The sequence below is a fragment of the Parvibaculum sp. genome (assembly GCF_002684405.1).
In the GTDB taxonomy this organism is placed as follows: Bacteria; Pseudomonadota; Alphaproteobacteria; order Parvibaculales; family Parvibaculaceae; genus Parvibaculum.
Window position 1 is genome coordinate 1 of the sequence record NZ_NYVD01000152.1, and the last position, 12,716, is coordinate 12,716.

At 62.0% G+C, this 12,716-nt stretch carries 10 protein-coding genes and 1 riboswitch; of the genes, 5 read left to right on the forward strand and 5 right to left on the reverse strand.

From position 1 onward, the window contains the following. Positions 1-334 precede the first annotated feature (334 nt). Positions 335-422: riboswitch (ZMP/ZTP riboswitch) on the forward strand. A 44-nt stretch (positions 423-466) separates the two neighbouring features. Then, positions 467-1,729 carry a serine hydroxymethyltransferase gene (glyA, locus tag CMI59_RS14200; RefSeq protein ID WP_293328895.1) on the forward strand — a complete coding sequence of 421 codons (1,263 nt, stop codon included), beginning with the start codon at positions 467-469 and terminating at the stop codon, positions 1,727-1,729. Here the strand turns inward: glyA and CMI59_RS14205 are convergent. After that, positions 1,726-2,352, reverse strand: a complete 627-nt coding sequence (locus tag CMI59_RS14205) for a TetR family transcriptional regulator (RefSeq protein ID WP_293328896.1) — start codon at positions 2,350-2,352, stop codon at positions 1,726-1,728. The genes glyA and CMI59_RS14205 overlap by 4 nt on opposite strands. Before the next feature lie 97 nt (positions 2,353-2,449). On the opposite strand from CMI59_RS14205, the gene CMI59_RS14210 reads away from it, so the two are divergent. Together CMI59_RS14210 and CMI59_RS14215 are read left to right on the forward strand one after the other, a co-directional pair. After that, complete coding sequence (locus CMI59_RS14210; protein ID WP_293328897.1) at positions 2,450-3,811, forward strand: NAD(P)-binding domain-containing protein; 1,362 nt, start codon at positions 2,450-2,452, stop codon at positions 3,809-3,811. After that, positions 3,811-4,644: an SDR family NAD(P)-dependent oxidoreductase gene (locus tag CMI59_RS14215; protein WP_293328898.1), complete on the forward strand. Its 834-nt coding sequence runs from the start codon at positions 3,811-3,813 to the stop codon at positions 4,642-4,644. Before CMI59_RS14210 ends, CMI59_RS14215 begins: the two co-directional genes overlap by 1 nt. Here the strand turns inward: CMI59_RS14215 and CMI59_RS14220 are convergent. From CMI59_RS14220 to hisS, 4 genes are all read right to left on the reverse strand, one after another. Further along, a complete protein-coding gene (locus tag CMI59_RS14220) occupies positions 4,627-5,376 on the reverse strand; it encodes a sulfite exporter TauE/SafE family protein (protein ID WP_293328899.1) in 750 nt (249 codons plus the stop codon). The genes CMI59_RS14215 and CMI59_RS14220 overlap by 18 nt on opposite strands. 10 nt (positions 5,377-5,386) lie before the next feature. Next, positions 5,387-6,370, reverse strand: coding sequence for an ATP phosphoribosyltransferase (gene hisG, locus CMI59_RS14225; RefSeq protein ID WP_293328900.1), 984 nt, complete (start codon positions 6,368-6,370; stop codon positions 5,387-5,389). After that, a complete protein-coding gene (locus tag CMI59_RS14230) occupies positions 6,367-7,554 on the reverse strand; it encodes an ATP phosphoribosyltransferase regulatory subunit (RefSeq protein WP_293328901.1) in 1,188 nt (395 codons plus the stop codon). Before CMI59_RS14230 ends, hisG begins: the two co-directional genes overlap by 4 nt. A 93-nt stretch (positions 7,555-7,647) precedes the next feature. Further along, complete coding sequence (hisS, locus tag CMI59_RS14235; protein ID WP_293328902.1) at positions 7,648-9,165, reverse strand: histidine--tRNA ligase; 1,518 nt, start codon at positions 9,163-9,165, stop codon at positions 7,648-7,650. 466 nt (positions 9,166-9,631) lie between these two features. Between hisS and CMI59_RS14240 the strand changes: the two genes are divergently transcribed. Further along, positions 9,632-11,179 (forward strand): histidine kinase dimerization/phospho-acceptor domain-containing protein, encoded by a 1,548-nt coding sequence (locus tag CMI59_RS14240; protein WP_293328903.1) that lies wholly within the window; start codon positions 9,632-9,634, stop codon positions 11,177-11,179. A 201-nt stretch (positions 11,180-11,380) separates the two neighbouring features. Next, on the forward strand, positions 11,381-12,716 hold a 1,336-nt coding region (locus CMI59_RS14245), incomplete at its 3' end, for a cytochrome ubiquinol oxidase subunit I (RefSeq protein WP_293328904.1).

A 12,716-nucleotide genomic window follows, 5' to 3' on the forward strand; every position in this document is an offset into this window, starting at 1 on the left:
GCGCTGTTGGGTTGTCAGGCAGCGCGGGAGGCCGGGCGGCATCCGCAACCCGGGGCGTGACAAACCCCGGCTTCGCCGGACGCATGCGGGCTGAAAAAGCGCCTTCGTAGAAGCACGAGAAAATGCCGTGCGCGGGGTGGAGCAAGCGCCGCCCCTACACATGCCACATGTCACATGTAGGAACATGTGCGGTTCGAGTTCTGCCCCGCGCCCCTTCTTGCGAAGGACAGCCGGTCAAACCTCCGAGGGCACGCGCCCTGCGGAGCTTTCGGTACAGCTGCATCCCTCGTTGACTCATACCCTCCCCCGCGCTCTACTGCCGCCACTCGGTCACATATCTCCGCGTGACTGGCGATATCGAGATGGGCAACCATCATGGAGCGCGGAGCCCGATCTATCAGCCGATCGCCTGGGCAGCCCTTGAATGAGCTGGCCGGGCATTTTTATTGGCTGATGGAGAACGGAAATGACCCTTTCCGAAGAACGATCCCGGCTTGCCGAAAGCGATCCGGACATATTCGAGGCGCTCACCGGCGAGGAAACCCGCCAGCGCCGAGAACTCGAACTTATCCCCTCCGAGAACTACGCCTTCCCCGAAGTGCTGACGCTGCTCGGCTCGGCCTTCACCAACAAATATGCCGAGGGCTATCCCGGACGGCGATATTACGGCGGGCAGCAGCATACCGACCGGATCGAGACTCTGGCACGCGACCGCGCCTGCGCCCTCTTCCACGCCGAGCATGCCAATGTGCAACCGCTCTCCGGTTCGCCCATGAACCAGGCTGTCTATCTCGGCCTGCTGGAGCCGGGCGACACGATCCTCGCGATGGATCTCAGCCATGGCGGCCATCTCACTCATGGCGCGCCTGTGTCTCACATGGGGCGGCTTTTCAATTTCGTCCGTTACCGGACGGACCCGGCGACCGGCGCCATCGATTTCGATGCGCTCAGGGAGGTCGCTCGAAAGACGCAGCCGAAAATGGTGGTCTGCGGCTATTCCTCCTATCCGCGCGGTTACGATTATGCGGATTTCAAGCAGGTGGCCGATGAGGTCGGCGCGCTCACCATGGCCGATGTCAGCCATATCGGCGGGCTCATCGCGGCAAATGTCATGCGCAATCCGATGGATGCGGGGTTCGACGTGATGACGACGACCACGCATAAGTCGCTCAGGGGCCCGCGCGGCGGGCTCATCCTTTGCCGCAAGGAATTTGCGAAGAAGATCGACGCCTCGGTCTTTCCCGGGCTTCAGGGCGGGCCGCATATGAACCAGGTGGCCGCTGCCGCCCTCACCTTCCGGCTTGCCGCGACCCCGGCTTTCCGGACCTACGCCGAACAAGTCCTTGCCAATGCCCAGGCGCTGGCGGCGGGGCTCAACGCCCGGCAGGTGAAACTCGTGACCGGCGGCACGGCCAACCATCTCATGGTTATCGATACGGTGAAGAGTTTCGGCATGGACGGTGCGCAGGCACAAGGGACGCTCGACCGTGTGGGCCTCACCGCCAACAAGCAGGTCATCCCCGACGACCCGAACCCGCCCATGCGGCCTTCGGGCCTGCGTCTGGGCACGCCCGCCGCGACTACGCGCGGCATGGGCGGGGCGGAGATGGACGAGATTGCCGATATCCTTGCCGGTGCGCTATCTGCCAATGGCGACAAGGCGGCGGAAGCCGCGCTCGCCGCCCGCCTGCGCGACCTGACGGGACGCTTTCCAATCGAGGAATTCTAGGCTTTGTCGGGCAGGAAGGCTTCGTATTCCAGCCGCAGCATGCGTCCGTATTCGGCGACGAGGCGGTCGCCTTCCTTGCGGTCCACTGCAATGGCAAGACGCACCGCCGCGCCGGTGAGCTGCATCAGCAGGAAGCAAACCGTATCGAGACGATTATGCTCCTTCTTCGGCACGAAGGGTTTTAGCGCCTCCGCCACGACGCGGGCATTCTCGCGGCTGTCTTCGATATCCATGTCCTGAATGTCTTTGTCCGACTGCGTGCCCGACCAGATATCGCGCGTCACCGGCTCCAGAAGGAACATGGCGTAGTAACCGTCCAGGAGCCCGTCGAGGCGGTCGAGCGCATCTTCCGCGCTTTCGACGCCGACAAGACTTTCCCGCAGCCCTTCCCGCACACGCAGCATGATGCGCTCGGCCAGCGTGCGAATGATCGACGCCTTGTCGGGAAAGTACTGATAGAGCGAGCCGATGGGCACGCCGGCCCGCGCCGCGATCTCGCTCATGCGCAGCTGGTCCGACCCCGTCTGCTCGATGAGCTCGGTCGCCGCCGTCAGAATTTTCTCCACGCGGGCCCTTGCCCTTGCCTGTGTCGGCTGGCGGCGAACGCCCGAATTCCCGTTCATTTCCCTGCCGTCCTTCAGAATCGACTTGCATTCCTAAATATGAGGAATTATCACATTTTACAAATGTGAGGGATATTCATATTCAGGGGACATGAACATGGCTGCGACGAATATCGGGAAAGTCTGCATTGTCGGGGGCGGCCCGGCGGGACTGAGCCTCGTGCGAACCTTTTTGCGCTACGGGATTCCGTTCGATTGCTTCGAGCGCCACAGCGATGTGGGCGGGCTGTGGGATCAGAGCAATCCGGGGTCGCCGGTCTATGACTCGGCGCATTTCATCTCGTCGAAAACGCAGTCGCATTATCACGACTTCGACATGCCGGAGGATTATCCGGACTATCCCTCGAACCGCGACATCCTGAACTATATGCGCAGCTTCGCAGACGCTTACGGGCTTCGCGATCACATCACCTTCAATACCTCGGTCGAAAAGGCCGAGATGCAGGGCGATGGCAGCTGGCGTATTGCGTTGTCGAATGGCGAAACGCGCGACTATGCCTCGCTTGTCTGCGCGAACGGGACAAACTGGCACCCGGTCATGCCCGAATACCCGGGCGAGTTTACCGGCGAAATGCGCCATGCGGTCACCTATCGCAACCCGGACGAGTTCAAGGGCAAGCGCGTGATGATCATCGGCGCGGGCAACTCCGGTTGCGACATTGCCTGCGACGCCGCGCATAGCGCAGACAAGGCCTTCATCAGCCTGCGACGCGGGTATCACTTCGTGCCGAAGCGCCTCTTCGGCGTTCCCGCCGATGTAATCGCCGCCTCCGGCCCCGCCCTTCCCATGTGGCTGGAACAGCGCGTGTTCGGCCTCATGCTCAAAGTGTTGAACGGCGATCTGACGCGGCTGGGCCTGCAGGCACCCGATCATCGCGTGTTCGAATCCCACCCCATCGTCAACGACCAGCTTCTCCACTATCTCGCGCATGGCGACATCAGGGCAAAGCAGGACGTGGAGCGTTTCGAAGGCAAGACCGTCCACTTCAAGGACGGCACCTCGGAAGAGATCGACCTCATCATCTGTGCCACCGGGTATGAGTGGAAAGTGCCATATGTCGATCCCTCCCTCTTCACCTGGAAGTCGGGACGGCCGGACTTCTACATGAACCTCTTCAGCCGCGAGCATCCGAGCCTCTATTCGCTCGGCATGATGGAAACCAATGGCGGCGCCTACAAGCTCTTCGACCAGATGGCCGATCTCATCGCGCACGGCATCATGGTCCGCGCGGAGGGCGACAAGAAAGCGAAGTCCTTCAACCGTTTCGTGGCGACCGACAAGCCGGACCTTACCGGCGGCATTCATTTCGTTGGCTCCGCGCGGCATGCGACCTATGTGGAGATTGCGGCCTATCGCAAGCACATGAAAAAGGTGCGCCGCAAATTCGGCTGGAGCGATCTGGAGGATGGCTGTTTCGATGCGCTTCGCCGCGACGCCGCCGTCAAAGAGGCGGCGTGATGGCGGGGGACCTGACGGGGCGCAAGGCGCTCATTACCGGGGCCGCGGGCGGCATCGGTCAGGCCGTTGCGCGCCTTCTCGACGGCCACGGCATGCAGCTCATCCTGGTCGACCGGGACGAAGCATCCATCCGCAGCGCATCGCAGGCCCTCCTCACGCCACCGGAGATAATGACCTGCGACCTTTCCGACCGCGAGGATGTAGAGCGGCTCTGCGGATCGATCCGCGACAACCATCCCGACCTTTATGCGCTGGTGAACAATGCCGGCATCGGATTGCCGGGACCGGTGGATGCGCTGGATATGGACGTGATCGACGCCCATCTCGAAATCAATCTGCGCGCGCCCATCCGGATCATGCGCGCCGTCGCGCCGCTGATGACGGCTCGCGGCAACGGCGCCATGGTCGCCACGGTTTCTCTGGGCGGTGTGCTGGCCCTCAAGGATAGTGCGCCCTATTCCGCCTCGAAGTTCGGCTTGCGCGGTTTTCTGTGCGGCTTTCACCAGGAAATGTATTCCAAAGGCGTGAAGGTTTCGGGCATCTATCCGGCCGCCGTCGACACGCCCATGCTGCATCACGAGGCGATGCATGGCGGTTCCGTTCTCAATTTCGTGGACAAGGTCATGACGCCGGAGGATGTCGCGCAGGCGATACTCCGGGGCATACATACCGGAAAGCTCGAAATCTATGTGCCCTATAGCGCCAGCCTTACGGCACGCTTCGTCGCAGCCTTCCCGTGGATGCTTCGCCCTCTTCTGCCCCTACTCGAAAAATTCGGCGAGGCGGGGCGCAAGAAGTTCGTGGCGCGCAAAGGGTTAGATGCCGGCCGTTAACATCAGGCCTCGTGCAATCAATATGCTGCCAATCGCATAAAGGAGCCAGCGGCTCCAGCGCTTGAACTGCGTGTCGTCCATGCGGTCGAGCAGCATCTTGCCCAGCGTCGTACCCAGCATGGCAAGCGGGGCGACCATCGCATAGATCCACCAGGGCAGGTCGGCGGGCGGCAGGAGATGCGAGGCCAGCACGCCGAAATAGAGCAGCTTCGTCAGATGCTGCAGCGTCTGCGTCACCGCCTTGGTGGCGACGATCTCGTGGCGCGTCAGCGGGCTTCTGACGAAGAACACGTCGAGGATCGGTCCGGCCACGCCAGCGACCAGCGTCAACGCCGTGACGATGAAACCGCAAAGCGGCGCGATGAAGGGCCGCGTGATGTCGAGGTTCCAGGACTTCGGGATCGAAAACCCGACAAACGGAATAAGACCGAGGATCAGGAACACGGTCGCCTTGTCCGGTACGAAACGCACCGCCATGAAGAGGCCGAGCGCCACCGCGCTCCCCGCGACGATTTCCAGCACCAGCCACCAGCGAATATCCCGCCGGTTGATGACGGCGCGATAGCCGTTGGAAACGGCTTGAGTCACCCCGTGCAGCATCATCGCCGCGCCCACCGTGAAAGCAGCGGTGAGGTATCCCATCAGGATCATCCCGCCCGCCATGCCGAAAATGCCGGAAAGCGTGGCGGTCAAGACAACCACGACAGCGAGCATAACGGGGGATGACAGCATGAACGGTCCCTCAGACCTTCCGGCCCAACCTTTCGCTCAGGCGGGATCGCAACGGGTTGGCCGCATCGAAGATATAGCCTGCGCGGCTTGCTGTGACGCGGTCCTTGCCTTTCTCATGCAGGAACGACGTCAGCGCATAGAGCTTTGCGTCGGCGACATGCACGATACGGATAGGCGAACCTGCGCCCGCGCCGAAGGGCACAACCGCGCCGAAACGCTCGCCCAATTCGCTCAGAAAGGCATCGTCACCCTCACCGCCTGCGAAACGTACTTCTACCGTCGCGGCAGCGCGTGCTTTCGCATCCACCCGGTCGAGGATTTCGCCGGTGGCGGCAAGCGCTTTGTCCGACCAGTCCGCATTGAGGCTTGCCACAAGGTTGGCCTGGCTGCGCAGCATTACGCCGTCATCCAGCACCTTGAGATTGTTAGCCGCCAGCGTCGTGCCGGTCGTCGTAATGTCGACGATCGCTTCCGCGGTGCCCGCCGCCGGTGCGCCTTCCGTCGCGCCCGCGCTCTCCACGATGCGGTAATCCATCAGCCCGTGTTCGGCAAAGAAGGCGCGTGTCAGGTTCAGATATTTGGTCGCGATGCGGATCCGCCGCCCGTGACGGCGATGAAAGGCGAGCGCCACATCGTCGAAATCGGCCATGGTCGAAACATCGATCCAGCTTTGCGGCACGGCCACCACCACATCGGCAAAGCCAAAGCCCAGCGGTAGGACGAGTTCCACCTTGTTTTCCGGCTCGGCAATCCGTTCACGGATGAGGTCCTCTCCCGTCACACCGAGGTGAATGGAGCCTTCTTCCAGACGCAGCGCGATTTCAGACGCCGACAGGAAAGCGATGTGGACATTGTCGACGCCTTTCAGACGTCCGACATATTCCCGTCCGCCGCCCGACTGCTTAACCTTCATGCCGGCATCGGCGAAGAAGGCATTGGCGTTTTCCTGAAGCCGGCCCTTTGAGGGGATACCGATGATGAGTTCATTGCTCATTTCGTTTCTCCCTTCAGCTTGAGGGCACGGGCCAGACGCTCCACCGTGAAGGCACAACCGACAGCCGGCACGGGCTGTTCGACGCCGAGGCTCTTCAAAAGCCCGTCATAGCGCCCACCGCCCGCGATCACCTTTTCAGGCCCAAGTTCCGGCACCTGAAGCTCGAAGACGAAGCCCGTGTAATATTCGAGCCGCCGCCCGAAGCCCGCCTGGAAACGGGCTTTCGACAGGTCGAAGCCCTTGGCCTCGATAGCGGCGAAACGCTTTTCCAGCGCCTCGAGCCGCGGCTCGATGGAAATCCCCGCCTTCGCCGTCAACTCGCGAATACGCGGCGCAGCGTCTTTCGGGGTAAGCGTGAGGCCGAGGAAATCGTCGATCAGCTTCACGATTTCCGGTGAGAGCGGCGCCGCGCTGGCATCAGCTGCCTGCTCCAGCAGGCGTTCGGCGATCTCGCCCGTGCTGCGTCCGCCGACCGGGGAAATGCTAGCCAGCTTCAGCACATCCTCGATCACGCTTTTGGCGCTCTTCTCATCCAGTGCGTTGAGCGCGGCCAGAAGGCCCTCCTGCTCGCCGCCCGCATCGGCATTGCCGCTCGCGAGACGCTGAACGAGTTCCTTGAAATAGTCAGGCCGCCAGAACTGCCGCTTCAAGCGCGAGCGCCAGCCCGGCGCGATGTCGAGCGCATCGACCAGCGCATCGAAGAGCGAGAGGTCGCCCATTTCGATCTCGAAACTCTCAAGGCCCGCCGCGTTGCAGCCATCGACCGCCAGCGCGAAGGCTTCCGCATCCGCTGCTTCACGGTCGGTCGCGCCCAGCAATTCGGCGCCGGCCTGCAATACTTCATTGGGTTTGGGCGATCCCTGCGGCTGGAAACGATAGACCGGCCCCGAATAGGAGAGCCGCGCCTCGCCGCCATCGCCCGCGCGCTCCAGAAAAAGGCGGCAGGTGGGGATGGTCAGGTCCGGCCTCAGGCAGAGTTCCGTTCCGCCCGGATCGGTAAACATATAGAGCCGTCGGCGAATATCCTCGCCCGAGCGGTCAAGGAAGACGTCAGCGGGCTGCAGCACGGAGGGCTCCACACGCTCGCATCCGGCGTTCTCGAAGACAGACCGCAACTCCCCCGTCAGCTTCTCCCGCAGGGTGCGGATTGCGACCTCTTCAGGGGTCTGAACTGCTTTCGGCATGATGTGCCTCTTTATCGCGCGATGCCGCGTTATCCGGCGCGCGCCTTATCTAGCATGAATTCGATAATTTTCGGGAAAGGGAAGGAATATGGCCTAGCGGCCATGCGGATGAATGCCATGACGGGCGAGCATCTTCGTCACTTCTTCGACGAGGCTCTCGCGGGAGATGGACACCTGCGCCGGCTGGCCCTCGCGCCACTCCGCATTGTCCTCGATTTCCTTGGACATCTCTGCACCAAGGATGAGGTCCTTGAGCGTTACCTCGCCCCGGGCTCGCTCATCCTCGCCCTCAATCACGGCAATCGGAGCACCGCGCCTGTCGGCATATTTCATCTGGGCACGCATACCGGAGCCGCCGAGATACATCTCGGCGCGGATACCCGCCTCGCGCAGTTCCCGCGTCATGGTCTGAGAATCCGCCATGCGGTCTGCGTCCAAGGTCAGCACAACGACCGGGGCGGACTGCCCCTCATCTTCCAGCTTGCCGAGAAGCTCCAGCGCGGCAAGCAGGCGGCTGACGCCGATGGAAAAGCCTGTCGCGGGCACTTTCACGCCCTTGAAGCGTTCTACCAGCCCGTCATAACGGCCGCCGGATCCCACCGAGCCGAAGCGCACCGGATTGCCCTTCTCGTCCTTCACTTCGAAGAGAAGGTCGGATTCGAACACCGGCCCGGTGTAGTAGCCGAGGCCGCGCACGATCCAGCTGTTGAACTCGATTCGGTCGGAGCCATATCCCGCAGCGGTGAAGAGCGCATCCATCTCGGCGAGCTCTTCCACGCCTTCAAAGCCGATTTCGGAATTGCCGACCACCTTGCGCCAGCCTTCCAGCGTGGCCTTGCGGTCGCTTTCCTCCGCCCCGACACCGGACTCGACGTAATCCATCACCCGGGCAATCTGCTCGGGGCCCAACCCCGCGCCCTTGGTGAAGTCACCGGATTCGTCCTTGCGGCCCGTCCCCAGCAGAAGCTCCACACCCTGGCGGCCCAGACGGTCATATTTGTCGATGGCACGAAGCACCGTCATGTGAACGACGCCACCGGGTTCACCGGCAATGCCGATCTCTTCCATCAGCCCGTCCAGCACCTTGCGATTGCTCGCACGCAGCCGATAAGAGCCGCGAGGAATGCCCACAGCCTCGAAACAATCGCAGGCCAGCATCACCATCTCGGCATCCGCGGCGACCGTCGGCGCACCGACCGTATCGGCGTCAAACTGGGTGAACTGGCGGAAACGGCCCGGGCCCGGCTTCTCGTTGCGCCAGACGGGGCCTGTCTGGTAGCGGCGGAAGGGCTTGGGCAGGCCGTCATAATTCTCGGCCACATAGCGGGCGAGCGGTGCTGTCAGGTCGTAACGCAGCGCCATCCACTGCTCGTCATCGTCCTGAAAGGCGAAAACGCCCTCGTTCGGCCGATCCTCATCGGGCAGAAACTTGCCCAGCGCGTCGGCATATTCGATGGCCGAGGTCTCAAGCGGGTCGAAGCCATAGCGCTCATAGACCTCGCGAATGCGCGCAAGCATGCGCGCTTCCGACCGCAGCAGCGGACCGGAAAGGTCGCGAAACCCCTTCGGCACACGCGCCTTGGGGCGGAACGTCTTTTGTTTCTTGGCCATGACCGGAGACTGAATGAGCCGGAATGCTGAAATCGGGCGCATTCCTAGCCTATCGGGGTGGGCATAACAAGTTGCCGAGGCGCGTGCGCGTTCAGCCACGAATCAATATGGCGGACAGGATGCGCAAACCTGGCTGCCCCTTACCGGCAATCTGCCGAATCCCGCGCCTTTCTGCGAAAAGTTTTTCTCAGCTTTTCAGGGTCTGCTCACACGGGAGGGCCTGAGTCATGCCCTTGGTTTGACTCTGCTTTTCAGGTCGCCTCCGCTTGCCCCTCTTGTGGTTGCCCTACAAGCTATCCACAACATGCTGGGGATATTAACACCCCATTTACCTGTCGAATCGATTGTCGAGAAAGAACGGCGCGCAAATCGCCAGTCGCGTTTACCATCCTCTTGTGTGAATGGGCTGGATAGCCGGGTTGGCGGCTATGGGCGGGCGTACCGGATCGGCAAGGGACAAGGGTCGATGGGACAGCAAGCCATCTCGTTCCACAGCGAAGCTGCGCAGTGGACACAAAACATTCACGGCAATCGCCACCTGCCTACAGACGGGCTTCAGCAGTTGAACGTGCATACGATTACGCGCTCTGCGGCCTTGAAACGCGGCCTCGCAGACCTGGCCGCGGATGAAAGCGCAGGACCGTGCCAGTTCAGCTTCTCAGGGATCGAGCAAGGGCTCGAACCGCTGATGGCACCGGGCATCGACGCGATCATCATCGATATCGGGTCGGGCGCTCCGGCGGAAATCGCCTTTCTCCGTCGCTTGGTGTCGATCGGGCCGGACGCTCCCGTCATCGCGCTCGGCTTCGACGACCCCGCGCTCCAGACCGAAGCAATGGAAGCGGGCGCCGACGATTGCATCGGCGTTACCGACAACGCGCCCCGCATCGCCGCCATGGCCGTCCGCCGGGCAGTCATTCGCCGCAACCGGGACGACGAGCCGCGTGCCGCGCCGGTCACCGATGCGCCGGGCCTCACCCTGGTTCAGGAATCCGCAGAAGCCATCGTGATCCTCGATTCAGACGGGCTGGTTCAATTCATGAACGATGCGGCGGAGGAAATTCTCGGCTGCAAGGCAGGCGAGTTGCAGGGCAAGCCGTTCGATCTGCCGTCGGAACCCGGCGAACACGATGTCAAAGTGAACCGGCCGGATGGCGACCTGCGCTTTGCAGAAATGCGCGTCGTCGACACGCAATGGGGCGGTGTCCCCGCCCGCGTGGCCGCGCTTACCGATACGACCGTGCGCCGTGCGCTTCAGCACACTCTGAAATCGGCCGAAGCGGAAACGGAAGACGTGCGGCGACGCAATCAAAGTTTCTTCTCCAACGTCAATCACGACCTGCGCACGCCGCTCACCCATATCATCGGGTTTTCGGAGCTGATGAAGAACGAGCAGCTCGGCCCGCTCGGTGAAGGGCGCTACCGCGAATACGCGCAGGACATCCATTCCTCCGGCACGATGCTGCTCGACATGATCGAGGATCTGCTGGGCATCGCAGAGGCGGAAACCGACCGTATCGACCTCACGAACGAGATCTGCAGCGTCGCACAGCTGGTCGAGATCGCCATGACGAGCCAGCGAAACAACGCCCGCGCCGAGGGCGTCGCGCTGGAACTGGAAACGGCGGCGCGCCTTCCCGGTCTGCGTGGCGACCAGAAACGCCTTCGCCAGGGCTTCTTCAGGCTGATTTCCGAGGCGATCCATTGCGCCCATCGCGGTGCGACGCTGAACATGCGCATCGAGGAAACCGACAAAGGGCTCGAAGTCGTTCTTGAAGAAAAGCACGACTGGTCGGGTCAGGCTCGTTTCAGCGAGATGGACAGCGCAGAAGACCCGTTCGTCAGCGCGGAAGACAGCAGCACACCGCGCCCCGAAAGTCTTGCGCTCTCGCTTACCCGCAAAGTGATGGAAATGCATGAAGGCAGCCTGCATGTCGATGGCGGGCGCGGCCTCGACGGGGAGCAGCGGCTGATGCGCATCGTGCTCACCTTCCCGCCCGACAGGCTGATCTGACATTTTTTCCGATTAAGGTGCATTCCGACGGGACGCGATTCTGACAAGACCGCGTTTCTGACATTGGCGCGTTTCTAATTTGTTGCGCCGCGTCAAAATGCGCTGCGTCAGAATGTGCCACATTTCGAAAACCAAACTTTTCTAATGTAGCGATGGGTGTATGGTTCGCAGGTCTCGCGTGCTCGTGCCATGAGGTGATCCATGCCCCCCATCGATCCAGAAATACTCGGCAGGCTGCAATTTGCATTTACCGTGTCGTTTCACATTCTCTTCCCGACTTTCACCATTGGTCTTGCCGGCTATCTCACACTCCTTGAGTGGCGATGGCTTCGCACCAGGGACGACACCTTCCTGCGGCTCTACAAATTCTGGGTCAAGGTCTTCGCGCTGGCCTTCGGCATGGGCGTGGTGTCAGGCCTTGTTCTTTCCTATCAGTTCGGTACCAACTGGTCGGAATTCTCACGCATCACAGGCCCTGTGCTCGGGCCGCTTCTTGGCTTCGAGGTGCTGACGGCCTTCTTCCTGGAAGCGGGCTTTCTCGGCATCATGCTTTTTGGCTGGGACAAGGTCGGCGAAAGACTTCACTTCCTCGCCACTTCGCTCGTCGCGTTCGGCACGGCGCTCTCGGCCTTCTGGATTCTTTCCGCCAACAGCTGGATGCAAACGCCGGCAGGCGCTTCCATCGTGGACGGGCATTTCGTGGTGGATGACTGGGTTGCCGTGATTTTCAATCCGTCCTTCGTCTATCGCTTCCTCCACATGGTGACGGCATCCTACCTCACGACGTCGCTCGTCATTTCCGGCATTTCCGCCTTCTACATTCTGCGCGGCGACACAACCGGCACAGCGCGGCGCGCCTTTTCCATCGCCATGTGGGGTGTACTCATCCTCGCCCCGCTGCAGGTTCTGCTCGGCGATCAGCACGGGCTCAACACGCTGGAACACCAGCCAATCAAGGTCGCGGCGATGGAAGGCAACTGGACGACGAAATCCAATGTGCCGTTGGTCCTCTTCGCCATTCCTGATCAGGACAAGGAGACCAACCATCTGGAAGTCGGCATACCGAGCGGTGCCAGCCTCATTCTGAAGCACAGCACGGACGGCGTCGTGCCGGGCCTCAAGGATGTCCCTGCGGCGGACCGCCCGCCCGTGGGTATCGTCTTCTGGTCGTTCCGCCTGATGGTCGGGCTCGGCTTCCTGTTCGTCGCACTCGGCCTCTGGGGCCTGTGGGCGCGCTGGCGCGGCCGGCTCTACGATACACGCCCGCTCAAATGGCTGGCCGTGGCCCTCACACCGGCGGGTTTCGTGGCAACGCTGGCGGGATGGTTTGTGACGGAGGTAGGCCGACAGCCTTATACCGTCTATGGCCTGCTGCGCACCGTCGACAGCACCTCGCCCAGCGTGGCGGCCAGCGCGATCGCAACGACACTGACGATTTTCCTCATCGTCTACGGCGGTCTCTTCGGTGCTTTCCTCTACTACCTCAGCAAGCTGATCCGGCAGGGCCCGTCCGCGCCAGACACAACCGGTGAAACGC